The organism is Mesorhizobium sp. B2-2-3, from assembly GCF_006442405.1.
Classification (GTDB): domain Bacteria; phylum Pseudomonadota; class Alphaproteobacteria; order Rhizobiales; family Rhizobiaceae; genus Mesorhizobium.
This window is the reverse complement of sequence record NZ_VFWC01000001.1, coordinates 278,992-304,625: the sequence shown is the minus strand read 5'-3', so window position 1 is coordinate 304,625 and position 25,634 is coordinate 278,992. Positions and strand designations below refer to the sequence as shown.

At 63.1% G+C, this 25,634-nt stretch carries 24 protein-coding genes and 1 other RNA gene; 14 read left to right on the top strand and 11 right to left on the bottom strand.

What is annotated here, in order from left to right; translation table 11 throughout:
* Positions 1-4 precede the first annotated feature (4 nt).
* The 8 genes from FJ951_RS01415 to ffs all read right to left on the bottom strand — a co-directional run bounded on the left by FJ951_RS01415 (position 5) and on the right by ffs (position 8,104).
* The gene (locus tag FJ951_RS01415) at positions 5-1,648 is read right to left on the bottom strand and encodes an ABC transporter substrate-binding protein (RefSeq protein WP_140513124.1); all 1,644 of its coding nucleotides are present in this window, start codon (positions 1,646-1,648) and stop codon (positions 5-7) included.
* Positions 1,649-1,901: 253 nt separating this feature from the next.
* The gene (locus tag FJ951_RS01410; RefSeq protein ID WP_140513122.1) at positions 1,902-3,179 is read right to left on the bottom strand and encodes a lytic murein transglycosylase; all 1,278 of its coding nucleotides are present in this window, start codon (positions 3,177-3,179) and stop codon (positions 1,902-1,904) included.
* 197 nt (positions 3,180-3,376) lie between these two features.
* On the bottom strand, positions 3,377-3,982 hold the full coding sequence (gene recR, locus FJ951_RS01400) for a recombination mediator RecR (protein WP_140513120.1): 606 nt from the start codon (positions 3,980-3,982) through the stop codon (positions 3,377-3,379).
* Positions 3,983-4,080: 98 nt separating this feature from the next.
* Complete coding sequence (locus tag FJ951_RS01395) at positions 4,081-5,040, bottom strand: cell wall hydrolase (protein ID WP_140513118.1); 960 nt, start codon at positions 5,038-5,040, stop codon at positions 4,081-4,083.
* A 196-nt stretch (positions 5,041-5,236) separates the two neighbouring features.
* Positions 5,237-5,644, bottom strand: a complete 408-nt coding sequence (locus FJ951_RS01390) for a hypothetical protein (protein ID WP_140496863.1) — start codon at positions 5,642-5,644, stop codon at positions 5,237-5,239.
* A gap of 71 nt (positions 5,645-5,715) precedes the next feature.
* On the bottom strand, positions 5,716-6,039 hold the full coding sequence (locus FJ951_RS01385) for a YbaB/EbfC family nucleoid-associated protein (protein WP_140496865.1): 324 nt from the start codon (positions 6,037-6,039) through the stop codon (positions 5,716-5,718).
* Positions 6,040-6,069: 30 nt separating this feature from the next.
* Positions 6,070-7,902, bottom strand: coding sequence for a DNA polymerase III subunit gamma/tau (locus FJ951_RS01380; RefSeq protein WP_140496867.1), 1,833 nt, complete (start codon positions 7,900-7,902; stop codon positions 6,070-6,072).
* A 105-nt stretch (positions 7,903-8,007) separates the two neighbouring features.
* Positions 8,008-8,104: signal recognition particle sRNA small type (ffs, locus tag FJ951_RS01375), an RNA gene on the bottom strand.
* Between the two features lie 145 nt (positions 8,105-8,249).
* Between ffs and FJ951_RS01370 the strand changes: the two genes are divergently transcribed.
* From FJ951_RS01370 to FJ951_RS01350, 5 genes are all read left to right on the top strand, one after another.
* Complete coding sequence (locus FJ951_RS01370) at positions 8,250-8,669, top strand: HIT family protein (protein ID WP_140496869.1); 420 nt, start codon at positions 8,250-8,252, stop codon at positions 8,667-8,669.
* Between the two features lie 51 nt (positions 8,670-8,720).
* A complete protein-coding gene (gene nudC / locus FJ951_RS01365) occupies positions 8,721-9,662 on the top strand; it encodes an NAD(+) diphosphatase (RefSeq protein ID WP_140496871.1) in 942 nt (313 codons plus the stop codon).
* A 19-nt stretch (positions 9,663-9,681) separates the two neighbouring features.
* A complete protein-coding gene (locus FJ951_RS01360; protein ID WP_140513116.1) occupies positions 9,682-9,987 on the top strand; it encodes a Dabb family protein in 306 nt (101 codons plus the stop codon).
* Between the two features lie 196 nt (positions 9,988-10,183).
* A complete protein-coding gene (locus FJ951_RS01355; RefSeq protein WP_140513114.1) occupies positions 10,184-10,438 on the top strand; it encodes a type II toxin-antitoxin system Phd/YefM family antitoxin in 255 nt (84 codons plus the stop codon).
* Positions 10,438-10,863, top strand: coding sequence for a type II toxin-antitoxin system VapC family toxin (locus FJ951_RS01350; protein WP_140513112.1), 426 nt, complete (start codon positions 10,438-10,440; stop codon positions 10,861-10,863). The genes FJ951_RS01355 and FJ951_RS01350 overlap by 1 nt, the downstream gene beginning before the upstream one ends.
* Before the next feature lie 55 nt (positions 10,864-10,918).
* On the opposite strand, the gene FJ951_RS01345 is transcribed toward FJ951_RS01350, so the two are convergent.
* Together FJ951_RS01345 and FJ951_RS01340 are read right to left on the bottom strand one after the other, a co-directional pair.
* Positions 10,919-11,782 carry a prephenate dehydratase gene (locus tag FJ951_RS01345; RefSeq protein WP_140513110.1) on the bottom strand — a complete coding sequence of 288 codons (864 nt, stop codon included), beginning with the start codon at positions 11,780-11,782 and terminating at the stop codon, positions 10,919-10,921.
* A gap of 35 nt (positions 11,783-11,817) precedes the next feature.
* The gene (locus FJ951_RS01340) at positions 11,818-12,546 is read right to left on the bottom strand and encodes a 3-deoxy-manno-octulosonate cytidylyltransferase (protein WP_140496878.1); all 729 of its coding nucleotides are present in this window, start codon (positions 12,544-12,546) and stop codon (positions 11,818-11,820) included.
* 191 nt (positions 12,547-12,737) lie between these two features.
* On the opposite strand from FJ951_RS01340, the gene FJ951_RS01335 reads away from it, so the two are divergent.
* From FJ951_RS01335 to FJ951_RS01305, 7 genes are all read left to right on the top strand, one after another.
* On the top strand, positions 12,738-13,439 hold the full coding sequence (locus FJ951_RS01335; RefSeq protein WP_140496880.1) for a cytochrome c family protein: 702 nt from the start codon (positions 12,738-12,740) through the stop codon (positions 13,437-13,439).
* A 165-nt stretch (positions 13,440-13,604) separates the two neighbouring features.
* On the top strand, positions 13,605-15,482 hold the full coding sequence (locus FJ951_RS01330; RefSeq protein WP_140513108.1) for an extracellular solute-binding protein: 1,878 nt from the start codon (positions 13,605-13,607) through the stop codon (positions 15,480-15,482).
* Complete coding sequence (locus FJ951_RS01325; RefSeq protein WP_140513106.1) at positions 15,482-17,350, top strand: extracellular solute-binding protein; 1,869 nt, start codon at positions 15,482-15,484, stop codon at positions 17,348-17,350. The genes FJ951_RS01330 and FJ951_RS01325 overlap by 1 nt, the downstream gene beginning before the upstream one ends.
* Before the next feature lie 168 nt (positions 17,351-17,518).
* Complete coding sequence (locus FJ951_RS01320; protein WP_140513104.1) at positions 17,519-18,613, top strand: microcin C ABC transporter permease YejB; 1,095 nt, start codon at positions 17,519-17,521, stop codon at positions 18,611-18,613.
* The gene (locus FJ951_RS01315) at positions 18,613-19,758 is read left to right on the top strand and encodes an ABC transporter permease (protein ID WP_140513102.1); all 1,146 of its coding nucleotides are present in this window, start codon (positions 18,613-18,615) and stop codon (positions 19,756-19,758) included. The genes FJ951_RS01320 and FJ951_RS01315 overlap by 1 nt, the downstream gene beginning before the upstream one ends.
* Positions 19,755-21,386, top strand: a complete 1,632-nt coding sequence (locus FJ951_RS01310; RefSeq protein ID WP_140513100.1) for an ABC transporter ATP-binding protein — start codon at positions 19,755-19,757, stop codon at positions 21,384-21,386. The genes FJ951_RS01315 and FJ951_RS01310 overlap by 4 nt, the downstream gene beginning before the upstream one ends.
* A gap of 86 nt (positions 21,387-21,472) precedes the next feature.
* On the top strand, positions 21,473-22,414 hold the full coding sequence (locus tag FJ951_RS01305) for a glyoxylate/hydroxypyruvate reductase A (protein WP_140496893.1): 942 nt from the start codon (positions 21,473-21,475) through the stop codon (positions 22,412-22,414).
* A gap of 43 nt (positions 22,415-22,457) precedes the next feature.
* Here the strand turns inward: FJ951_RS01305 and FJ951_RS01300 are convergent, their stop codons facing one another.
* Positions 22,458-22,817 carry a hypothetical protein gene (locus FJ951_RS01300; RefSeq protein WP_140513098.1) on the bottom strand — a complete coding sequence of 120 codons (360 nt, stop codon included), beginning with the start codon at positions 22,815-22,817 and terminating at the stop codon, positions 22,458-22,460.
* Positions 22,818-23,003: 186 nt separating this feature from the next.
* On the opposite strand from FJ951_RS01300, the gene FJ951_RS01295 reads away from it, so the two are divergent.
* Complete coding sequence (locus tag FJ951_RS01295) at positions 23,004-24,014, top strand: ligase-associated DNA damage response exonuclease (RefSeq protein ID WP_140513096.1); 1,011 nt, start codon at positions 23,004-23,006, stop codon at positions 24,012-24,014.
* Between the two features lie 4 nt (positions 24,015-24,018).
* On the top strand, positions 24,019-25,620 hold the full coding sequence (locus FJ951_RS01290) for a cisplatin damage response ATP-dependent DNA ligase (protein WP_140513094.1): 1,602 nt from the start codon (positions 24,019-24,021) through the stop codon (positions 25,618-25,620).
* The last annotated feature ends 14 nt before the right edge of the window (positions 25,621-25,634 follow it).

Below are 25,634 nucleotides of genomic sequence, written 5' to 3'. Positions count from 1 at the left end.
GGCGCTATTCCTTGGAAACCGGCCCAACGAAATTGGTGTCGAAGCTCGGGCCGAGCGCGAAACCCTTGAGGTTCTTGCGCAACCCGGCGACTTCCAGCTGCTGATGGATGATGACGAAGGGACTGGTGTCGAGGATCTTCTGCTGCAGATCCTTGTACATGTCGGCGCGCTTGCCCGAATCCTTCTCCAGCAAAGCGGCTTCGGTTTGCTTGGTCAGGTCCGGAATATCCCAGGCGTTGCGCCAGGCCAGCGTCTTGGACTTGCCCTCATCCGAATTGTCCGGGTTCGAGGCAAAGGTCTGGGCATTGGAGTTCGGATCGAAATAGTCCTGGCCCCACTGACCGATATAGATGTCGTGGTTGCGGGCGCGGTACTTGGTCAACGTCTGCTTGCCGTCGCCGGGAATGATCTCCAGCTTGATACCGGCCTGGCCGAGCGTCTGCTGGATCGATTCCGCCATGCCGGTTGTCGGCTGGCCGGTGCGCACATCCATGGTCACGCTGAAGCCGTCGGGCAGGCCTGCCTTGGCCAGCAGTTCCTTGGCCTTGGCGACGTCGAGCTTGAACGGGTTCTTGTCCAGTTCTCCGAGCACGCCCTTGGGCAGGAAAGTCTGGTGGATTTCACCGATGCCCTTGAGGATGGTCGAGCTCAGCGCGTCATAGTCGACCAGATATTTGAAGGCCTGGCGGACTTCGGGCTTGGCGAGGTTCTGGTTCTTCTGGTTGAGGCTGATGTAGTAGACAGTGCCCTTCGGCGCACTGGTTGTGGTGAGGTCGGGGTTCTTGGCAATGGCGTCGAGGTCGTTCGGCTCGAGATTGCGGGCGACGTCGATGTCGCCGGCCTCAAGCGCCAGGCGCTGTGCCGAGCTTTCCTTCATGTTGCGGTAGATGACGCGAGCAAGCTTGGCCTTTTCGCCGTAGTAATTGTCGTTCCGTTCGAGCACGACGGCCTCGTTGGCGCGCCACTCACGCAGCTTGTAGACGCCCGAGCCGGCATAGCCAGTCTTCAGCCAGGCATTGCCGAAATCATTGTCCCATTTGTAGTCGGCGCTCGGCGTGACCGCCGCGACATGTTCCTTGACCAGCTTGGCGTCGACGACCGAGGCGACGGTGGCCGACAGGCAGTTCAACACGAAGCTCGGCGCATAGGCCTTGTCGACGATGAACTGGAAGGTGGTGTCGTCGACCGCCTTGGCTTTTTCGGCGACATTGTCGCCGCTGATCCCGAACTGGTCGATGATGAAGGCCGGGCTCTTGTCCAGCTTGACGGCGCGTTCGAACGAATAGGCGACGTCGGCCGCGGTGATCGGGTTGCCCGAGGCGAATTTCAGGCCGGGCTTGAGCTTGAACGTGTAGGTCAGGCCATCGTCCGAGACGGTCCAGCTTTCGGCGAGGTCGCCCTTGACCTTGGAGGTGTCGCTGAGGTCGAGCCGGACCAGCAGGTCATAGGTGTTGCCGGTGACCTCGGCGGTCGACAGCTCGAATGCCTCGCCCGGATCCATGGAGATGATGTCATCGATGGCAAAGCCTTCGACCAGCGTGTCGGCTGGCGTGACCGCGCCAGCCGGCGCTCCCGCCAGAAGCAGCGCCGACATTGCGGCACCCGCAAGCAGAATGCGGGATCGTAGAGCAAGCTTTTCCATCATCATGGTGATTGTTCCCTGTTTTGTTGACCTGAGTTCCCGGCTCAGGGTTGCGGTGTTTTTCCAGGCCGACAAGGGCCCCCTTTGACCACTTACCGTCGTGGTTTTTGTCCAGTTGGTCAACAGCATATCCGGCGGCCTCGCGGCGGGCAACGAGCATTTATGCGTCGGCTCACTGGATCATAGTGGCAGGCGGGCGAGCCGGAGCATGCGAAGGCCAACAGAGGCCCGCATTCGAGAAAAAACCCTGACGTGGGAGTTACTTCAGAGCAGCGACCAGGCCGGCATCGGGGAAGCAGGTGGCGGGCTTGCCGTTCTTTTCCTGCCAGGCGCCGATCGAGCGGCGGGTCTTGAAGCCGGGCAGCCCGTCGGCGCTGCCGACATCGTAGCCCTTGGCCTCCAGCGCCCGCTGCAGGGCGGCGATGTCGGAGCGGTGGAGGTCACCGACCGCACCCCAGCTGCCGGAAAAATTCGCATCGCCATGGGCGATGCGGTCGGCGCCATGGCCGATGAAGAGGGCATAGAGGTCGCTGGTGTTGTATTGCTTCAGCACGTAGAAATTGGGCGTGGCGATGAAGGCCGGGCCGCTGCGGCCGGCCGGCATCAGCAGGAAGCCCTCGGCCTTCAGCTCGCTCGCCGGGAATGCCTTGCCGCCGACACGCTTGATGCCCATTGCGGCCCATTGCGAGATTGTCTTGCCCTGGTCGGGGCCTTCGAGCGAACAGGAGACGCTCTCGGGCACGGTCACCTCGAAGCCCCAGCCACGTCCCCTCACCCAGCCATAATGGACGAGATAGTTGGCGATCGAGGCGAGCACGTCAGGCGTCGAGCTCCAGATGTCGACACGCCCGTCGCCATCGAAATCCACCGCATGCTTGAGAAACGATGTCGGCATGAACTGCGGTTGGCCGAGCGCGCCGGCCCAGGACGATTTCATCGCATCCACCGGGGCCAATCCGCGCTGGACGATCTCGAGCGCCGCCAGCAGCTCGGTGCGGAAGAAGTCCTTCCTCGTCGACATGAACGCCTTGGTGCCCAGCACCTCGAAGGCGTCGTAAGGCATCTTCGCCGCGCCGAACCCTGTTTCGCGGCCCCAGATCGCCAAAAGGACCTCGCCCGGCACGCCATAGCGCTTTTCGATCGCGGCGAGCGTCCTGGCGTTGGCCGCCGCGCGCGTCCGCCCGCCCGATGTGACGGCGCGGATGGTCTTCTCGGCGAAATAGGCGCCGGGCGAGCCGAACTCGGCCTGATGCTGCTTCTGCGGGGTCTTCGGCTTCTCGCCGGGCATGACAAGATCGGGCAGCTTGAGATTGGGTTTGACGCCGTCGAAGGCGGCATCGAAGGTCTGCTTGGAAATGCGCTTGGCCTTGGCGTCAGGCCACAGATCGCTCCGCAGCCAGGCGCGGAACTGGTCGTCGATCTTGGCGGCCGAGGCGGGAGGGGTGAGGAACAGTGCAGCCAGTATCGCCAGGAAAAACGCAAAGCAGAACTTGCGGAGGCCGCGTTCCTTGGCGCCCCCCTCTGTCCTGCCGGACATCTCCCCCTCAAGGGGGGAGATCGACTGTTGTCTCTGCCTTCGCCAAACACCGCCGTTGAAAAGGAGATGCCGGCTGCGAAATTGCCAATCTCCCCCCTTGAGGGGGAGATGTCCGGCAGGACAGAGGGGGGCGCCACGGAACGCCAACTTTTGAGGATGCGGGATCATCGTGACAAGCATCCTTCCCCGCAATCGCGTCAAAACGCCGTCCTGGAGCGCAGCGCTGCCGCCAGCGTGCCTTCGTCGAGATAGTCGAGTTCGCCACCGACCGGCACGCCATGCGCCAGCCGCGTTATCTTCACCTCGAAACCGGACAATTGATCGGTCAGGTAATGGGCTGTGGTCTGGCCCTCCACCGTGGCATTGACGGCCAGGATGATCTCCTTGACCTCGCCGCCGGCGACGCGGTCGACCAATGAGCGGATGTTGAGCTGATCGGGGCCGATACCGTCGAGCGGCGACAGCGTGCCGCCCAGCACATGGTAGCGCACGTTCATCGCCGCCGCCCGCTCCAGCGCCCACAGATCAGAGACGTCCTCGACGACGATCAGCGTGCCGGCGTCACGGCGTGGATCGGTGCAGATCATGCAGGGGTCCGACGTGTCGACATTGCCGCAGGTCGAGCAGATGCGCACCTTGTCGGCCGCCTCGCCCATGGCGGCGGCGAGCGGCGACAGCAGTTGTTCCTTCTTCTTGATCAAATGCAGCGCGGCGCGCCTGGCCGAGCGGGGACCGAGCCCCGGCACTTTGGCCAGGAGCTGGATGAGACGTTCGATCTCGGGACCCGCGATTCGCTTGGACATTGCCCTGATCTAGAGCAATTCCGCGAAAAGTGCGAAGCGGTTTTGCGTCCGGACCGCATCTCCAACCAGCACCGGCAGGCCGTCAAGTGCGGCCCGCCTCAGTTGGTTTCGAGCGGACGGCTCTGGCTGACGATCATCGCGCCGATGGCATCGGTGTTCTCAGGCGTCGACTGGAATCCCATCGCCGCTTCCTGCGGCGCGCCCTGCACCGAGGAAATGACCTTCGTGTTCAAGGTCCCGCCAAAACGAGCGGCGTCCGGTTCCTCCATCGGCTCCTGCATCGCCACCATCGTCGGCTTTTCCTGGACGCGCGCAGACTTTGCGGCCGGCGCAGCCGATGCCGTCACGTAGGTCTGCTGGGCCGCCTTGCCGGAGCGCACCGGCTCCGCCGCGGCAGTCACGTAGGCCGCAGCGGTGCGATCGGATGTCTTGGCCGCCGGCTCGGCGGAAGCAACACGAGTCGCGGCAACTCCGGGCAGGGCTGCTGGCTGCTCGGCCGAGGCGACCGCGACCGTCGGCTCGTCCGGCAGCGGCTGCCAGTTGCGGCCGCGCTTCTCGTAGAACGCATTGCCGCCGGCGACCATGGTGTAATGCATGTTCTTGTAGGGGAAGCGCAGGCCCGCGGTGTGGAAATACATCGTGTTCTTGAGCTTGGCCTTGCGCTCGCCCTTGAGCACGGCGTCGGCGGCTTCCTCGACATCGGGCATGGCACGCGAATTCATCGGCCTGGTCATGACGCCGGGCGCGAACTGGCCGCGCTCGCCCACCACCGCGCAGATGGTGTCGCCATGTTTGCCGGAGCGCAGCCGGTTCATCACGACAGTGCCGACGGCGATCATGCCATCGCGGCTCGACCGGTTGGATTCGAAGAACATCGCCCTTTCCAGGCATTCCCTGTCCTTCGGCGTGTGGTAGCCGCGGGAGCTCAGGAAACTCGGCGTGATGGCGTCGGTCAGGCTGGACATGCCGTGTGACGCGGTCTGGCTGCAAGCGGCCAGGAACAGGGGAGACGTGACGACGCCGAGCAACAGCGGCGTCTTCCATCGCGTGGCAATCAACAGGTAACCCTCTCACTTCGATGCCCGCCCCCAGGCTGCGGCAAGAATGAGACACTTTCGGGCAAAATGATGGCTAAAACGTTATTGATGAGATGCTGTTGCCAAACTGGCACAGTTACGTGGCAAGATCCGGACTTCAAGCCTTTGTTTTATGCACGCCCTTGTCCAGGCCGAGACCGCTTTTGGACGACATGCATTATCGCCCGGCTGAAATCGCTGCCGGCCGTCCTGGCTCAATTTCTTCGAATTTCTCCGAGAACAGCCCGCGCTTCAGGAACAATGCTCGCGCATTGCGGGCGACCGGCGCGATCTTTCCCGGCCAGTCGCTGTCGATGAACTCGGACCTGGTGAAATCGGGGTTGGCCTCCCCGGCAGCCTCCAGGAAATCCGCGATCTCCAGCACGATGGCGCGTTCTTCCTTCGAGAGCGCCGAAGTACCGGCTTCGATCGAGGGGCGATGCACGAAATCCTCGAACAGGTTGAAATAGCCCTTGATGCCGACGAGATCGACGCCGGCATCAGAATCGGCCAGGATTTCCAGGATCTCGTAGATCCTGTTGCGGATACGCTGCTCGATCAGCCTTTCGGACGGCTCTTCGGCCATGGCCAACTAGTCTTTGGCTTTATGCATGTCGTTATCCCCAAAACCGTCGCACACTCTTGGGCGACATGCATCTAGAACGGCAGTTTCATTCCCGGCGGAATCGGCAGGCCGGCGGTCAGCGCCTTGGTCTTTTCCTGCATGATCTGCTCGACCTTGGCCTTGGCGTCATTGTGAGCGGCCAGAAGCAGGTCTTCGAGGATCTCCACCTCATCCTCCTTGAACAGAGACGGGTCGATCTTCAGCGACTTCATCTCGAACTTGCCGGTCAACGTGACAATGACCAGGCCGCCGCCGGCCTGGCCGACGGCTTCGACCGTGGCGATCTCGTCCTGCATAGCCTGGAACTTGGCTTGCATTTCCTTCGCCTTGCCCATGAGGCCGAGAAGATCTTTCATGGTCCGATCCTTTGCAGAGTCGTGGTTTCGTCAGGGTTCGTCGTCGTCCGCCGGCGGCTCGACCGGCACTTCGGCTTCGACCGCGTCGGCTTCCGGCGCGTCGGGAATGCGCACGTCGATGATCCTGGCGCCGGGAAAACGCGCCAGGATGGCGGCGACCGTCGGATCGCTCTTGGCATCGAGCAAAGCGTTCTCGCGCCTGGCCGATTCCATTTCGGCCAGCGTCTGGCCGCCCTCTTCCTTCGACAGCGACACCAGCCAGTTGCGACCGGTCCAGGCGCGCAGCTTGGTCGTCAAATCGTTGAGCAGCATTTTGGGCGCATCGTCGGTCAGGCTGACGTCGATGCGGCCGGGCTCGATGCGCACGAGGCGGATGCAGCGCTTGACCAGCACCTTGAAGGCGATGTCGCGCTGCGCGTCGGCAAGGGCGACAATATCGGCCAGCGATTTCAGCGATATTGGCTGCGCCTCCGGCGCCGGCTGCACAGGCGCAATGAAGGCGGCCGGAGCGGGCGCGGCTTCGACCAGCCGCATGGTCTGCGCGCCGCCCGACCCGCCGGGCATGCGCGCCTGCGCCACTGCGCTGGCGCCGTTGCCACCAGGAGCGCCGCCATTACCGGGGCTCGCCGGCGCGCCGTTCGAACGCGGCGCGGCGCCCGGCGCCGGCAGGCCGTTCTCCAGCGACCTCAATGCCTCGTCCAGCGTAGGCAGGTCGGCCGCGTGTGCCAGCCGGATCAGCACCATCTCGGCTGCACTTACCGGCCGGTTGGAGGACTGCACCTCCGGGATGCCCTTGAGCAGCATCTGCCACGTCCGCGACAGCACCTTGATCGAGAGCGTCCGCGCGAAATCTGCGCCGCGCTCGCGCTCGTCCTGCGACAGCGCCGCGTCGTCGGCGGCGGCCGGCACGAAACGCAGCCGGGTGACGAGATGGTTGAATTCGGCAAGGTCGGTCAGCACGGCGGCCGGATCGGCGCCGGTGTCGTATTGCGCGCGCAATTCCGCCAGTGCCGCGGCAACGTCACCCTTCATGACATGTTCGAACAAATCGACGACGCGGGCGCGATCGGCGAGACCCAGCATCGCGCGCACGGCTTCGGCGCTGACCGCACCACCGCCATGCGCGATGGCCTGGTCGAAAATCGATTGAGCATCGCGCATCGACCCCTCGGCCGCGCGCGCGATCATCGCCAGCGCGTCGTCTTCCGCCTCGATGCCTTCCAGGCCCGCTATCCGGGCGAGATCAGCCTTCACCACAGCCGCATCGATGCGCCTCAGGTCAAAGCGCTGGCAGCGCGACAGCACGGTGATCGGCACCTTGCGGATTTCGGTGGTGGCGAAGATGAACTTGACGTGCGGCGGCGGCTCTTCCAGCGTCTTCAACAGGCCGTTGAAGGCCTGCGTCGACAGCATGTGCACTTCGTCGATGATGTAGACCTTGTAGCGGGCCGAGACCGGCGCGTAGCGCACCCGTTCGATGATGTCCCTGATATCATCGATGCCGGTGTGCGAGGCGGCATCCATCTCGATGACGTCGACATGGCGGCCTTCCATGATCGCCTGGCAGTGCTCGCCGAGCACGGCAAGGTCGACGGAAGGCTGGTCGATTGTTGCCGTTTTATAATTCAGGGCCCGCGCGAGAATGCGCGCCGTCGTGGTCTTGCCGACGCCGCGCACGCCGGTCAACATCCAGGCCTGGGCGATGCGGCCGGTGGCGAAAGCGTTGGTGAGCGTGCGCACCATCGGCTCCTGGCCGACCAGTTCGGAGAAATTCGCCGGACGGTACTTGCGCGCCAGCACGCGATAGGCGCCAGCCTTGCCTATCTCCAGGCTTTTTGGTCCCGAATTTCCGGCTTCGCTCATTCGCCCGCAAAACTCCAAATGGCCGCGCCAAAAGGCGGCCGATTCCTGCGCATAGTTTCGCCCGCGCTGCAATGCGTCGTCAACGTCGCGAGAAGGGCCGATGAGGTGGGAGGCTGGAACAATGACCCGTTCCGGGCTCGTTAGGGCTGCTTCCTTCCGGACCTGACCCGGTTGGCGAGTGGATCGTCCACCACCAACCTCCCGCCGTCCATATCGGCAATTCGGCGACGAAATGCAAGGGCGCAGGCAAATCAGCTGCACCAGCCACGAGATTCGCTTGCAGCCTCGATGCAGCCGCTCTAGCGTTCATGACTCTGAGGAAAACACCAAAAGCAAGGGAAACGCCGATGCTGCCGGGCCTGAAGGCCGGATTCACGCTGGATGCCCGGCTGGAGGCGGACAGCGAGCAGTTGATGTGGCTTGGGCTGTGTGAACTGCGCGTGATGAACGACCGCCGCTGGCCATGGCTGCTTCTGGTGCCGCAGCGGCCGGGCGTGGAGGAAATCCACGACATGACGCCGCTCGACCAGACAATGCTGACCTTCGAGACCAATATGGTGGCGCAGGCGCTGAAGAAGGTGACCGGCTGCACCAAGATCAACACCGGCGCGCTCGGCAACATCGTGCGCCAGCTGCACATCCACGTCATCGCCCGTTCGGAAGGCGATCCCGGCTGGCCCGGCCCGGTGTGGGGACACGGCCTGCGCGAGCCCTATCAGCGCTCCGAGCTGCGCCGGTTTGCCGAAACGATAAGGGCGGCGCTATAAGCCTTCCCGTGTCCATCCCGAACATGTCCATCCCGAACGCCCAGAGTCCGCATGAGCTTTAGCCTGTTTGACGCGCCCTTGCGCGAGCCGAGCCAATTCGTCGGCTTCGCCGGCAACAGTATCGACCGACAATCCGAGAACCGCGCCGACGATTCGGTCGACAAAGCGCTCGCCGATCCCGGAACCAGGCTGCTTTTGATGCAGGGCGGCCGGCTCTACCTGAAGGTTCGTGACGGCAGCTTCGATCCCTGGTTCGGCGTCGCCGAAAGCCTGCCCTTCCAGACCTTGCCCGGCAGCGGTGTGCTGCTTGGATTCTCCGACCAGGGCCCGGTGCTGGCGGTGACCGCCGGTCTCGAGCCGGAACAGCTTCCCGAAACAGTCAAGGCCATCGACTACCGCTCGGTCTACATGCAAGGCCTGATCGACGAAGCGGCCGCCGGAGCGATGGCGCAGGGCGCCGCACTGCTCGCCTGGCACGCCAGCCATCGTTTCTGCAGCAAATGCGGGACCGAGTCACAAATGCGGGCCGGCGGCTACAAGCGCCATTGCCCGAATTGCGGCACCGAGCATTTTCCGCGCACGGATCCGGTGGCGATCATGCTGACGGCGACGCGCGAGAAATGCCTGCTCGGGCGCGGCCGGCATTTCGCGCCGGGCATGTACTCCGCCCTTGCCGGCTTCATCGAGCCGGGCGAGACGATCGAGGCGGCGGTGCGCCGCGAGACGCTGGAGGAGGCGGGAATCCGGCTCGGCCGCGTCGTCTACCACGCCAGCCAGCCCTGGCCATTCCCCTATTCGCTGATGATCGGCTGCTTCGGCGAGCCGCTCAATGAAGACATCCAGGCCGACCTCAACGAGTTGGAAGACTGCCGCTGGTTCTTGCGCGACGAGGTGCGCCTGATGCTGGCCAGGGAGCATCCGGGCAATCTGATCACGCCGCCGAAGGGAGCCATCGCGCATCACCTGATCCGCGCCTGGGTCGACAGCGAATAATGGAAATCAGGAGAGGGAAATGATCCGCCATACCGTCGTGTTCACGCTGAAGCATCCGCCGCACTCGCTGGAGGAAAAAAGGTTCCTGGTCGACGCCAGGAAAATCCTCTCGGCGATCAGGGGCGTCACCCATTTCGAACAGCTGCGTCAGGTCAGCCCCAAGAACGACTACCAGTTCGGCTTCTCCATGGAATTCGCCGACCAGGCCGCCTATACCAGGTACAACGACCATCCCGACCACGTCGCCTTCGTGCGCGACCGCTGGATTCCTGAAGTCGAGACCTTCATGGAGATCGACTATGTGCCGCTTGGCGCAGTGATTTAGAAGCGCACGGCATCCAGTCCCGGTCGTGTTCCATAGCTTATCGCGGGCGCGAAACACAGCCAGTGCCGTGGCACTCCTATCAAGGCAGCGCAACCCCAATCCTGGACTTGCGATGAGTTGCCAATCGCGGTCGAATCTTGCAATTCTGCTTAAGTAGATTAAATGTAGCTACGTAACTACATTTTGCGAGGCTGATATGATCGTCACCACGCTTTCGGGCCGCGAGCTCAATCAGGACCTTGGCCGTGCAAAACGCGCCGCCAAGGACGGACCCGTGATCATCACCGACAGGGGGCGGCCGGTGCATGTCCTCTTATCATTCGATGAGTACAAACGGCTCACCGACAAAACGCGGTCGCTCGGCGAGATGCTGGCTGCGCCGGAAGCTGGAGAGCTTGATTTGCCGCTCCCGCCCCGCACGGAACATGCCAAGCCAATAGACTTGTCCTGATGCTGTTGCTCGATACCAATGTGGTGTCCGAACTGCGAAAGGTAGCGAGCGGCAGGGCGCATCCTAATGTCGTGCTATGGAACGAGACCGTCGATCCCGCCGAAACCTTTATCTCGTCCGTGGTCCTGCACGAACTGGAGATTGGCGTGCGACTAGTGGAACATCATGATGCCATTGCGGGCAAGGTGCTGCGCAATTGGTTGGAAAATGCGGTTCTTACGACATTTTCCGGTCGAATCCTGTCTCTGGACGAGGCGGCGGCCGTTCAGGCGGCCCAATGGCATGTACCCAATCCCAAACCGATCAACGACGCCTACATCGCAGCCACGGCCTTCACCCGGCGTATGACGCTGGTGACGCGCAACATCGGGGATTTCGAGGGAACCGGAGTAGCACTCGTAAACCCGTGGGACTTCCCGAACTAGGTACTTTCATGCATGTCGTTGTCCCAAAACCGCTGCGCAGTTTGGGCGACAGGCACTAATCCGCTACCTTCCACTGCTCGCGTGACTCACTCGCCGGATAGACGCCGAGGATCCGCACCTCGCGCGAGAAGAAGCGAAGCTCGTCCAGCGCCAGCTTGACCAGGGGATCGTCGGGGTGGCCCTCGATGTCGGCGTAGAACAGTGTCGCCGTGAAGGCGCCGAGCTGGTAGCTCTCGAGCTTGGTCATGTTGATGCCGTTGGTGGCGAAACCGCCCATCGCCTTGTAGAGGGCGGCCGGCACGTTGCGGACGCGGAAGATGAAGGTCGTCATCATCTTGGCGTCAAGCGACGGGCGTTCGGCCCACTGCTTGTTCTTGGTCAGGACGACGAAGCGCGTGACGTTGGAATCGGTGTCCTCGACATTCTCCTCGATGATGTCTAGGCCGTAGAGCGTTGCGGCCAATGCCGGGGACAGGGCGGCCATGGTGCGGTCCTTGACCTCGGAGACCATCTTGGCCGCGCCCGCCGTGTCGCCGGCGACAACCGCCTTCCAGCCATTTTTGCGGACGTATTTGCGGCACTGGCCGAGCGCATGGATGTGGCTGTGCACGGTTTTGATCTCGTCACGCCTCACACCTGGCAGCACCATCAGCTGGAAATGGATGGGCAGGAAATATTCGCCGACGATGTGCAGCCTCGATTCCGGCAGCAGATGGTGAATGTCGGCGACGCGCCCGGCGATGGTGTTCTCGATCGGGATCATGGCGAGATCGGCCTTGCCGGTCTCGACCGCATTGAACGCGTCCTCGAAGGTCGGGCACGGCAGCGGCTGCATCGAGGGATAGACGTTACGGCAGGCGGTGTCGGAATTGGCGCCGGGCTCGCCCTGGAAGGATATTCTGTTGGTCTTTTCAGGCATGGCCAATTCTCGTTGAAGGGGTGTCGGTTCAGCGCTCAGTTTGAAAGGATCGTTCTGGCCCGTTCCAGGTCTTGCGGCGTGTCGACGCCGAGCGGCAGCGACCGCACGATCTCGGCGTCGATGCGCATGCCGGCTTCCAGCGCCCGCAACTGCTCCAGCCGCTCGCGGCGTTCAAGCGGCGACGGCTTGAGCGCCACGAAGCGCTCGAGCGCCGAGCGGCGATAGGCATAGAGGCCGATATGATGATAGAGCGCGCCCTCGCCCCAGGGCGCGGTGGCCCTGGTGAAATAAAGCGCCCTCAGCCTGGTGGCCGACAATGGCGAGCCAACGATCTTGACCACGTTGGGATTGGTCTTTTCCTCGTCGCGCTCGATCTCGACGCCGAGCGTTGCGATGTCCACCGCCTTGTCCTCGAACGGCCTGAGCGAGGCCACGATGATCGCGGGATCGATGGTCGGCAGGTCACCCTGCACATTGACGATGGTTTCGACCTTGTTTGCCGGATCCAGCACCGTCAGGGCCTCGAATATCCGGTCCGAACCCGATTCGTGGTCCGAGCGCGTCATCACCGCCTCGAAACCATGCGCGCGCACCGCTTCCGCCACGCCTTGCGTGTCGGTCGCCACCACCACACGGCCAAGCCCGGCCTCGGCGGCGCGGCGCGCGACATGGACGATCATCGGGGCGCCGGCAATGTCGGCCAGCGGCTTGCCCGGGAGCCGGGTCGAGGCCATGCGGGCGGGGATCAGGATCAAGGTGGACATCGGTTTGGCGGGCGTTCGAAACGAGGAGGGGAAAGTGGCAAAAGGTCTCACTGGAAGCGCCCTTATAGGTGTTGCAACGCCGGAGCAAAAGACCTAGTTTCCGCGCGATTTGACCGGCTCTGGAGGGCAGGTCTCGATACCGACGGACGGAGTGGACGGATCGGTCCGCCGGAAAAGGGAGCAAGGGGCGTATGGATTCCAACGAAGTCAACAAGCTGCTTGCCGGATTGCTCGGAACCGTTTTCGTGGTGTTCTCGGTCGGCATCGTGTCGGACGCGCTGTTTGCCTCGCCCGCTCCGGAAAAGCCCGGCTTCGCCATCGAGGCCGCCGAGCCCGCCGAGGGCGGCCCCGCTGCTCCGGCAGCCGCCGAAAAGCCGATCGCGGATCTTCTGGCCAACGCAAGTGCCGAACAGGGCGCTGCCATCTTCAAGAAATGCCAGGCCTGCCACTCCGGCGAGAAGGGCGGCCCCAACAAGGTCGGCCCGGATTTGTGGGATCTCATCGACCGCCCGGTCGCCGAGCATGAGGGCTTCGCCTATTCGGCCGGCATGAAGGAGTTTTCCAAGGGCGGCACCGAGAAGTGGACCTACGACAACATCAACCACTTCATCACCTCGCCGAAAAAATTCGTGAAAGGCACGGCGATGGGCTTTGCCGGCCTGCCGAAGGAAGAAGACCGCGCCAACGTCATCGCCTATCTGCGCACGCTGTCGGACAATCCCAAGCCGCTGCCCGCGCCGGGCGCTGCCGCCGATGCATCCGCCCCCGCCAAGCCCGCCGAAGGGGCCGCACCGGCCAAGCCGGCCGAAGGCGCAGCTCCCGCCAAGCCGGCGGCGCCTGCGGCTCCCGCCGCACCAGCTCCGGCCGCCCCGGCACCGGCGCCTGCTCAATAAATCGGATATAGTCTCGACGACCTTGAAAAAGCCGGGTTCTGCCCGGCTTTTTCGTTAGGAAAACCGCCTCTACGGCGACAAAGCCGCGCATGGCGGTTTTCACGCGCGGCAAATCATCTAGATTGCCTTTCTGGATGATGGCACGCATCGCGAAGAGGACAGTGGATGACGCTTGGCCGAGTGCTTCTCAAATCGTTGCTGGCGGCGGCCCTGCTGGTCGCGGGGTTGCAGGCGGCCCTGGCCGATGAGTGGCGCACCACCTCATCGCTGATCGGCGAATCCAAATATGGCGATAATTTCCAGCACTACGACTACGTGAACCCCAACGCACCCAAAGGCGGCACGCTGAATTCGGTGATACTGGGCACTTTCGACAGCTTCAATCCCTATGTCGTGCAGGGTTCACCGGCCGCTGGCCTGGTCGGGTTCGGCGGCGGCCTGCTCTACGACACGCTGATGGAGCAGGCGACCGACGAGGGCAGTGTCAGCCATCCGCTGATCGCCGACGCCTACAAATACCCGGCCGACTTTTCCTCGGCGACTTACCGGCTCGATCCCCGCGCGAAATGGCATGACGGCCAGCCGATCACCGTCGATGACGTGATCTGGTCATTCCAGGTGCTGAAGGCCAACAGCCCGATGTACAGCCGCTATTTCGAGAACGTCACGGATGCCGTGGCCGTCTCGGATCGCGAAGTCGAGTTTCATTTCAGCCAGAAGGGCAACCGCGAGCTGCCTAAAATCCTGGGTGACCTCGCCGTGCTGCCGAAACACTGGTGGGAAGGCACGGATGCCAACGGCAAGAAGCGCGACGTCACCAGGCCGACGCTGGAGCCGCCGCTCGGCTCCGCCGCCTACAAGATCGCAAGCTTCAAGCCTGGCTCGGAAATCGTCTGGCAGCGCGTGCCGGACTATTGGGGTGCCAAGCTGCCGGTGAAGGTCGGCCGCGAGAATTTCGACAGGCAGCGTTTCACCTACATCCTTGATGACAATGCCGCCTGGCAGGCCTTCACCAAGGGCGGACTTGACGACATCAAACCGGAAAACAGTTCGAAGCGCTGGAAGACATTCTATGATTTCCCGGCGGTCAAGGCCGGCGATGTCATCAAGCAGGAATTCAAGACCACCTCGCCAGAGCCGATGCAGGCTTTTATGCTCAACCAGAGGCGGCCGCTGTTCCAGGACCGCCTGGTGCGGGCCGCGCTGACCTATCCTTTCGACTTCGAGACGATGAACCGTACGCTGTTCTACGGGTTCAACACCCGCACCAGCAGCTATTTCCAGGGAACTGAACTGGCCTCCAGCGGCTTGCCGCAAGGCAAGGAGCTGGAAATTCTGGAACAGTATCGCGACAAGCTGCCGCCCGAGCTGTTCACCCAGGAATTCAAGCTGCCGGTCTACGATTCGCCGCAGGCCGAGCGGAAATACCTGAAGCAGGCAGTCGACCTCTTCGCCAAGGCTGGATGGGTGATCAAGGGCGGCAAGATGGTCAATGCCAAGACCGGCGAGCCGTTCAAGTTCGAGATACTCGGCTGGAACGACACCGACCAGGTCATCTCCAGCCCCTATATCGCCAATCTGCGCAAGATCGGCGTCGACGCCACGTTGCGCATCATCGACCAGACCCAGTACGTCAACCGCGTCAACAATTTCGACTACGATGTCATTATCGGGCAACTCGGCCAGTCGGAATCGCCTGGCAATGAGCAGCGCGACTTCTGGAGTTCCAGGGCAGCCGACCGGCCGGGGTCGCGCAACTACGCCGGCATCAAGAACCCGGTCGTCGATGCCCTGGTCGACCGCATCATCTTCGCCACCGACCGCGACGATCTGGTTGCCGCCACCCATGCGCTCGACCGCGTGCTGCTGTGGAACTACTACGTCGTGCCGCAGTACTATCGAGCCGTGGTCTGGCTGGCTTACTGGAACAAATTCGGCATTCCCGCCAAACAGCCGAGCTATATCGGCGCCGACCAGAATTCCTGGTGGATCGATCCGGAGAAGGAAAAGGCGCTGGCGGCCAAATACAAGGGCAACAATTGATGGCGGTGCTGCCCCGTCGCGATTTCCTGGGCCTGGGCAGTGCCGCCGCTGTCGCCGCCCTGTTGCCCGGAAAAGCCTTTGCCAATATTGCGACCGGCACCAAACTGCACGGCCTGTCCGCCTACGGCGACCTCAAATACAAACCGGATTTCACGCATTTCGACTACGTCAATCCGGATGCACCCAAGGGCGGCCAGATGAATTTCGCGCCGCCGAACGCCACGCTCAACCAAAGCTTCCTGACCTTCAACACGTTGAATTCCCTGGTATTGAAAGGAGATGCGCCGCCGCGCACCGAACTCTGTTTCGATTCCTTGATGGCAAGCGCGCTCGACGAGCCGGATGCGGTCTACGGCCTGCTTGCCGAGTCCATCACCTTGTCGCAAGACCGCAACGGCTTCCGCTTCGCGCTGCGACCGCAAGCGCGTTTCCACGACGGCTCGCCGCTAACCGCCGAAGACGTCGTCTTCGCGTTGAAGCTTTACAAAGAGCAAGGGCATCCGAACCTTTCCCAGGCGTTGCGGTATATGACCGACGCGGTCGCCGAGGATCCACTCACCCTCAACCTTACCTTCAACGGCGAACAGTCCGCGCAAAACATCCTCAGGATCGTGGCGATGCCGATCGTGTCCAAGGCCTTTTATGCGGTCAATGATTTCAATGCCTCGACGATGACGCCGCCGCTCGGCTCGGGACCATACAAAATGGGGCGAGTGGCCGCGGGACAGACAGTCGAATATGAGCGCGTGCCCGACTATTGGGGCCGCGACCTCCCGGTGAATCGCGGCCAGTATAATTTCGACCGTATCCGCATCGACTTCTATCTCGACCGGCAGGCGGCGTTCGAAGCCTTCAAGAAGGGTGACACGCATTTTCGCGAGGAGTTTACCGCGCGGGTCTGGGCGACCGGCTACGATTTTCCGGCGCTCAAGGACGGCAAGGTCGTCAAACGGGAATTTCCCGGCGAGAAGACGCCAGACATGCAGGGCGTCGCACTGAACCAGCGTCGTGCGCAATTCCGCGATGAGCGGGTGCGACGGGCGATCGCCCGGTGTTTCGATTTCGAATGGATGAAGCGGGCGTTGTTTTATGGCTCTTACGAGCGCTCTCAATCGAACTTCGAACGGTCGGATTACAAGGCCGAAGGCTTGCCCTCGCCTGAGGAACTGGTCCTGCTGGAGCCATTCCGGGCCGAGTTGCCACCGGAGGTTTTTGGCGAAGCCGTGACGCAGCCTCTGTCCGACGGGTCAGGCCATGATCGCAAGCTGCTGGGCGAGGCTTCGAGATTGCTCGCGCAAGCCGGCTGGAAGCGGGCGGGCAATTTCGTCGTCAACGACAAGGGCGAGCGGCTGCGGGTGGAAATGCTGACGGAGGATGACGGCATCGTTCGCATCTACACCCCATGGTCCGAGAATATGAAGGCGATCGGGATCGACGCTTCGATCCGGCAGGTCGATTCGGCGCAATATGAACAGCGGCAGAGCGATTTCGACTTCGATCTTACCGTGCTGCATTGGTCGATCGGGGCGACGCCGACTGACGACAGCCTAGAGATGCTCTATGATTCTCGAATGGCGAAAATCCCGGGGCAGCGCAACTACCCCGGAACAGAAAGCAAGGCCATCGACGCGTTGATCGTGGCAGCCGGCAAGGCGCAAAGCCGGTCCGAACTCGTCACCGCGCTCAGAGCGCTCGATCGGGTCTTGCGCGCGCGGCTGGACTGGATTCCAACATACTATCTGGCGAATCACCGCGTCGCCTATTGGGACATGTTCGGCTTCGTCGAGCAAAAGCCCGATTTCGGCTTTCCGGTCGAGACGCTGTGGTGGTTCGACAAGGGCAAGGCGGCAAAAATTGGCAAAGGCTGAATTTCTTGCGGGCGTAAGCACCGCCCCTCACCTGCCTGCCCGTCCTCCGCAGCAGCTGCGCCGCAGCTGCGGAGGGTGGACCGGCATCCTCTGCCCGTATAGTGACGGGGAAAGAGGCGCGTTCATCGACGGTTTCGCCAATCACATGCGTCGGGAGGGCACCATCTGATGGGCGCCTATATCCTGCGCCGCATCCTTTTGATGATTCCGACCCTGTTCGGCATCATGGCGATCTCGTTCGCCGTCATCCAGTTTGCGCCCGGCGGCCCGGTCGAGCAGGTCATCGCCAAGCTGACGAACCAGGGCGGCAGCGACCGTCTGGGCGGTGGCGGCGGCGATGCGGGCGGCGGTAATTTCGATGCCGCCGGTGACGTCGGTTCAAAATATCGCGGCGCGCAGGGGCTCGATCCGGAATTCATCAAGAAGCTGGAGAAGCAGTTCGGCTTCGACAAGCCACCGCTCGAGCGCTTCGGCCTGATGCTGTGGAATTATATCCGGTTCGATTTCGGCGACAGTTATTTCCGCGACATTTCGGTACTCAACCTGATCCTGGAAAAAATGCCGGTGTCGATCTCGATCGGGCTGTGGATCACGCTCCTGTCCTACCTGATCTCGATCCCGCTCGGCATCCGCAAGGCGGTGAAGGACGGCAGCCCCTTCGACATCTGGACCAGCGGCGTCGTCATCGTCGGCTATGCCATTCCGGGTTTCCTGTTCGGCATCATGCTGATGGTGCTGTTTGCCGGTGGTTCGTTCTGGGACTGGTTCCCGCTGCGCGGCATCGTCTCGGACAATTGGGACCAGTTGTCATGGCCGGCCAAGATCGGGGACTATCTCTGGCACATGACCTTGCCGCTGACGGCGCTGGTGCTGTCGGCCTTCGCCACGACGACGCTGCTGACCAAGAATTCCTTCCTGGAGGAAATCCGCAAGCAGTATGTTGTGACCGCCCGCGCCAAGGGCCTCTCGGAACGGCAGGTGCTCTATGGCCATGTCTTCCGCAACGCCATGCTGATTGTCATCGCCGGTTTTCCCGGCGCCTTCATCTCGGCCTTCTTCACCGGTTCGCTGCTGATCGAAAACATCTTCTCGCTCGATGGGCTCGGCCTGCTCGGCTTCCGGTCGGTGGTCGAACGCGACTATCCCGTGGTGTTCGCCAACCTCTATATCTTCTCGCTTCTCGGCCTGTTCGTCGGATTGCTGTCCGACCTCATGTACACCTGGGTCGATCCGCGCATCGATTTCGAGCGGAGAGACGTTTGATGTCGGAGGCAAGTGTTACCGCCGGGGCCGTGCCGGAGCGGATGCCGCGGCCGTTTCTGTCGCCGCTCAACAAGCGCCGCCTGCAGAACTTCAAGGCCAACCGGCGCGGCTACTGGTCGCTGTGGATCTTCCTTGTCCTGTTCGTGCTGTCGCTGTTCGCCGAATTCATCGCCAACGACAAGCCGATCATCGCCTCCTACAAGGGCGAGATCCTGTTTCCGGTGCTGGTCGCCTATCCCGAAGAGAAGTTCGGCGGCTTCTATGCCGTCACCGACTATCGCGACCCGGTGATCCAGGACGAGATCAACGCCAATGGCTGGATGATCTGGCCGCCGATCCGCTATTCATACCAGACCGTCAACAACGCCATTCCCGAAGCAGCCCCGGCCAAGCCGTCCTGGCAGTATGACGCCAAGACGCGCTGCAACCAGTACCCGCAAGGGCCTGCTGATCCGGCCTGCAGCGTCGGTAACTGGAACTGGCTGGGCACCGACGACCAGGCGCGCGACGTGCTGGCGCGGGTCATCTACGGTTTCCGTATCTCGGTGCTGTTCGGACTGATCCTGACCGCCGGCTCGGCTCTGATCGGCGTCGCGGCCGGCGCCCTACAGGGCTATTTCGGCGGCTGGACGGACCTGCTGTTCCAGCGCTTCATCGAGATATGGTCGGCTATCCCCGTGCTCTATCTCCTGCTTATCGTCGCCGCCATATTGCCGCCGGGCTTCTTCATCCTGCTCGGGCTGATGCTGCTGTTTTCCTGGGTGGCGTTGGTCGGCGTGGTGCGGGCCGAATTCCTGCGCGCGCGCAATTTCGAGTACGTCAACGCGGCGCGCGCGCTCGGCGTGCGCAACCGCACCATCATGTTCCGGCACCTGTTGCCCAACGCCATGGTGGCGACACTGACCTTCCTGCCGTTCCTGCTCTCAGGCTCGATCTCGACGCTGACCTCGCTAGACTATCTCGGTTTCGGCCTGCCGCCGGGCTCGGCCTCGCTTGGGGAATTGCTCAAGCAGGCGCAGCGCAATCTCAACGCGCCGTGGCTCGGCATTTCCGGCTTCGTCGTCATCTCGCTGATGCTGTCGCTGCTGGTCTTCGTCGGCGAAGCGACACGCGACGCCTTCGATCCGCGCAAGACGTTCCGATGAGCGAGCCTCCCCTGCTCTCGGTCCGGGACCTCAGCGTCGCCTTTGCGCAAGGCGGACAGCAGTCGCTGGCCGTCGATCACATCTCCTTCGACATCGCCAAGGGCGAGACGGTGGCGCTGGTCGGCGAATCCGGCTCCGGCAAATCGGTCTCGGCGCTGTCGGTGCTGAAGCTCTTGCCCTATCCCAGCGCAAGCCACCCCTCGGGCAGGATCCTGTTCCAGGGCGCCGACCTGCTCGCCATGAACGAGAAGCAGCTGCGGCAGGTGCGCGGCAATAAGATCACCATGATCTTCCAGGAGCCGATGACCTCGCTCAATCCGCTGCACACGATCGAGCAGCAGATCGTCGAGATCCTGAAGCTGCACCAGGGCATGGCGGACCGCGCGGCCAAGGCGCGCACGCTGGCCCTGCTCAACGAGGTCGGCATCCGCGAGCCGCAGAAGCGCCTCGACGCCTATCCGCACCAGCTGTCCGGCGGTCAGCGCCAGCGCGTCATGATCGCCATGGCGCTGGCCAACGAGCCGGAACTCCTGATCGCCGACGAGCCGACGACGGCGCTCGACGTCACCGTGCAGGCGCAGATCCTCGAGCTGCTGGCCGGCTTGAAAAGCCGCAAGGGCATGTCGATGCTGTTCATCACCCATGATCTCGGCATCGTGCGCAAGATCGCCGACCGGGTGTGCGTGATGACCAAGGGCAAGATCGTCGAGATGGGGCCTACCAAGGACATCTTCGCCAATCCGCAGCACGCCTATACGCGCCATCTTCTGGCGGCCGAGCCCAAGGGCAAGCCACCCGCGGCCAACAGCGCCGCGGCACCCGTGATGACCGGCAAGGACATCAAAGTCTGGTTTCCGATCAAACAGGGCTTCTTCCGACGCACCGTCGACCATGTGAAGGCGGTCGACGGCATCGACGTCACCGTGCGGGCCGGCCAGACGCTGGGCGTGGTTGGAGAGTCCGGGTCGGGCAAGACCACGCTCGGCCTGGCGCTGGCGCGGATGATCTCGTCGAGCGGAACCATCCAGTTCAACGGGCGCGACATCAACCAGCTCTCGTTCAACGCCATGCGCCCGCTCAGGCGCGAATTGCAGATCGTCTTCCAGGATCCTTTCGGCTCGCTCAGTCCCCGCATGTCCATCGCCGAGATCATCGAAGAAGGCTTGAAGATCCACGAGCCGAAGCTGTCGCTCGACGAGCGCGACGACAAGGTGGTCGACGTGCTGAAGGAAGTCGGGCTCGATCCGGCGACGCGCAACCGCTACCCGCACGAATTCTCCGGCGGCCAGCGCCAGCGCGTCGCCATTGCTCGCGCCATGGTGCTCAACCCGCGTTTCGTCATGCTGGACGAGCCGACCTCGGCGCTCGACATGAGCGTGCAGGCGCAGGTCGTCGACCTCCTGCGCAGCCTGCAGGCCAAGCATGACCTCGCCTATCTCTTCATCAGCCACGACCTCAAGGTCATCCGGGCCCTGGCCAACGATGTCATCGTCATGCGCAATGGCCAGATCGTCGAAGCCGGTCCTTCCGAACAGATTTTTGAAAAGCCGCAAACCGACTATACTCGGGCGCTGATCTCGGCCGCCTTCAAGATAGAAACCGCCCCGACGGGGGTCGTCAGCGAGTGACTCCTTCCTTCGCAATTCCGGACGGAAAGCCGCCTTGCGCCTTTCCCGCAATTGCTCCAAACCGAACAACAGGACAAAATCCATAAATGGAAAAAGGCAAAATCCTGCTTGCCGTCACCGGCTTTCACCCGCAGCGCTGGCGCGAACTGCTGTCCGCAGAGCGCGAGGTGGTGCTCGAGCCGGACGGCGCCAGCGATCCTTCGATCACCTATGCGGTGGTGTGGAAACAGCGGCCGAACCTGTTGGGGTCGCTGCCCAATCTGCGCGCCATCTTCTCGATCGGCGCCGGTGTCGACCACATCTTCTCCGATCCCAGCCTGCCGGACGTGCCGATCGTCAAGGTCGTCGCCGGCAACCTGGCCCAGCACATGACCGAATATGTCGTCTGGCGGGTGCTCGATCATCACCGCCAGGGCCTGCTGTACCGGTCGCAGCAGCCGAAGAAGATATGGCGCGAGCCGGCGCAGCGCACCGCTGAAGATATCTCTGTCGGCATCATGGGGCTCGGCAGTCTCGGCCGCGCGGCGGCGTCGGCGCTGCTGTCGCTCGGCTTCGCGGTCAATGGCTGGTCGCGCACGGACCGGCCGATGGAAGGTGTCGCGACCTATTGCGGCGAGGCCGGGCTTATCCCGTTCCTCAATGCCACAGACATACTGGTCGTGCTGCTGCCGCTGACGCCGGATACCAAGGGTATCATCAATTACGGCGTGCTGAAGGAATTGCGCAAGCGCAACGGTCTTGGCGGCTCGGTGCTGATCAATGCTGGTCGCGGCCGCCTGCAGAAGGATGCCGACATCGTGCGCGCGCTGGACGACGGCACGCTGAAGGAAGCGAGCCTCGACGTGTTCGAGGTCGAACCGCTGCCGAAGACCAGCCCGCTATGGGCCCATCCGAAAGTGTTCGTGACGCCGCATGCCGCGGCCACGTCCGATCCCGTCCACCTGGCGCCGATCATGCTGCGCCAGATGGACGCCTTCGAGCGGGGCGAAAAGCTGGAGAACCTGGTGGACCGCAAAGCGGGATATTAGGCCGCTGGCATGTGGTCATCGGGATCGCCTTAGGCGACCTGCGTCAGCCGGGCAGAGCGAACTTCTTCTGCTTGTCCGGCTTGCCGCAATCGCGGCGCTCGATAGACCGGTTCATGGCGTCGATCTCGCCGCTTGCCTTGTCGGCATCGCGCTTGGTCTTGGAGCGGATATCCGGAATGAACGGGCCGAAGCCCATCGCGGGGTTGGAGAATGTCGGCTTGGCCTGCTGGGACAGATTGTATTGCCGAGCCAGGGCGTTGCGTTGCGCCAGCAACTGGCCGCAAGGCACGCTGTCATACTGCAGTGAAGACTGGACGTTTTCGTCCTGGCGCTCGGACATGGAGTTGCCGACACAGCCCGCCATAACGAGGCAAGAGGCCAAGGCCATCATGTTCCAGCGCATGGAAAATCCCTCCTTACGACACTGCCCCGACATAATCCGGCATGCGATTGGGGCTTTTTCGCAGCAGAGGCACCCGCAGGCCTCAGACCGCGTTGCCTGACTGCTGCCCGGCGGTTGGCTGTAGGCCGAGTCAGCAGTCTCTTGCAACAGGCTTCCCGCGCCCGAATTAGCCACTATCTTGGAACAATGCGCGCCAGCGACCTGCTCCATCCCCGGCCCGAGGGCCTTTACTGCCCGCCGGGCGACTTCTTCATCGACCCGGTGCGGCCGGTCAACCGGGCGCTGATCACGCACGGCCATTCCGACCACGCACGCTCCGGCCACGGCTCGGTGCTGGCGACGCAGCAGACACTGGACATCATGGGGCTTCGCTATGGCGAGGGTTTTGCAGGCACGACACAGGCGGCTAGACTGGGCGAGCGAATTGCCTTCAACGGCGTCGACATCAGCTTTCATCCGGCCGGCCATGTGCTGGGCTCGGCGCAGATCGCGGTCGTGCGTCAGGGCATGCGCATCGTCGCCTCCGGCGACTACAAGCGGCAGCAGGACGCGACATGCCTGCCGTTCGAACCAATCGCGTGCGATGTGTTCATCACCGAGGCAACCTTCGGCCTGCCGGTGTTTCGCCACCCGCCGGACGAGGAGGAGATCGCGCGGCTCCTGAAATCGGCGGCGCAGTTCCCCGAACGCTCGCATCTCATCGGAGCCTACGCGCTGGGCAAGGCGCAACGGGTGATGCGGCTGTTGCGCGACGCTGGCTACGACAAGCCGATCTATATCCACGGCGCGCTGGCCAAGCTCAGCGACTACTACCAGAGCCAGGGCATCGATCTCGGCAGGCTCGAGCCGGCGACGGTGGAGAGCGCCAGCAAGGATGATTTCACCGGCGCCATCGTCGTCGGCCCGCCGGCCGCCTTCGCCGATCGCTGGGCGCGGCGCTTTCCCGATCCGATCTCCTGCTTCGCCTCGGGCTGGATGCGCATCCGCCAGCGCGCCAAGCAGGGCGGCGTCGAGCTGCCGCTGATCATTTCGGATCATGCCGACTGGGACGAACTGACCGCCACGATCAAGGAAACCGGGGCAGAGGAAATCTGGGTGACACACGGCCGCGAGGAGGCGCTGGTGCGCTGGTGCGAACTCGAAGGGATCGCTGCGCGGCCATTGCATCTGGTGGGGTATGAGGACGAGGGCGATTGATGGCATGAATCGCTTCGCCGAACTGCTCGACCGCCTTGTGCTGACGCCGTCGCGCAACGGCAAGCTGACGCTGCTGACCGATTATTTCCGCAGCGTCGAGGATCCTGATCGCGGGCTGGCGCTGGCTGCCATCACCGGCGATCTCAACATCGCCGCGATCAAGCCGGCGATGCTGCGCATGCTGGTGACCGAACGCATGGACCCGGTGCTGTTCGGCTATTCCTACGACTATGTCGGCGATCTCGCCGAGACCGTGTCGCTGGTCTGGCCGCAGACGCCCGGAACCATACCGAACCGTGAGCCGACGCTCGGTGAGGTGGTCGCGAAGCTGCAGGCGGCGAGCCGCTCCGACGGCCCGAAAGTGCTGTCAAACCTGCTCGACAGTGCCGGCATCTCGGCCCGCTTCGCCATCATCAAGCTGGTCACCGGCGGGTTGCGCATCGGCGTGTCGGCGCGGCTGGCCAAGCAGGCACTGGCGGATTTCGGCAAGGTCGACGTCGCCGAGATCGAGGAACTCTGGCACGGGCTGTCGCCGCCGTACACAGCCTTGTTCGCATGGCTGGAAGGCAAGGCCGCAAAGCCCGAGAGGGCCGCGCGGGCACTGTTCCGGCCGGTGATGCTGTCCAACCCGGTCGGCGACGGCGATCTCGACAGGCTCGACCCCGCCGATTACGCGGCCGAGTGGAAGTGGGACGGCATCCGCGTCCAGGCGGTGTCGGAAGGCGGCATCCGCCGGCTCTATTCGCGCACCGGCGACGACGTCTCCGGCGCCTTTCCCGACCTCGCCGAGGCGATGGTTTTCTCGGCCACCCTCGACGGCGAATTGCTGGTCGGCGATCCCCGGGAAGCGACAGGGACGTTCTCGGACCTCCAGCAGCGGTTGAACCGCAAGACGGTGTCACTGAAGATGCAGCAGCAATATCCGGCTTTCATGCGTTGCTACGACCTTTTGCAGGTCGGCGCGGAGGATTTGCGGGGATTGCCCTTCCGGGAGCGGCGCGTCCGCCTCGAAACCTTCGTGAAAACGCTCGACCCGAGCCGCTTCGATCTTTCGCCATTCGTCGCGTTCTCGGACTGGCAGGCGCTGGAGGAACTGCGCCGGGCGCCGCCGCACCCGATCATCGAAGGCGTGATGCTGAAGCGCTGGGATTCGCCCTATGTCGCCGGCCGGCCGAAGGGGCCCTGGTTCAAATGGAAACGTGACCCGCACACGGTGGACGCCGTGCTCATGTACGCCCAGCGCGGCCACGGCAAGCGCTCGAGCTTCTACTCCGATTACACGTTCGGCGTCTGGTCCGGAGCGGAAGGCGAGGAGGAACTGGTGCCGGTCGGCAAGGCCTATTTCGGCTTCACCGACGAGGAATTGAGGCAGATCGACAAATATGTCCGCGACAACACGATCGAGCGTTTCGGGCCTGTGCGCTCGGTGCGCGCCGACCGTGACAACGGGCTGGTGCTGGAAGTCGCCTTCGAAGGGCTCAACCGTTCGACGCGTCACAAATCCGGCGTTGCCATGCGCTTTCCCCGCATCTCGCGGCTGCGCTGGGACAAGCCCGCCAACGAGGCCGACCGCATCGAGACGCTGCAGGCGCTGCTCGATCGTTGATCGCACCCTCTCCG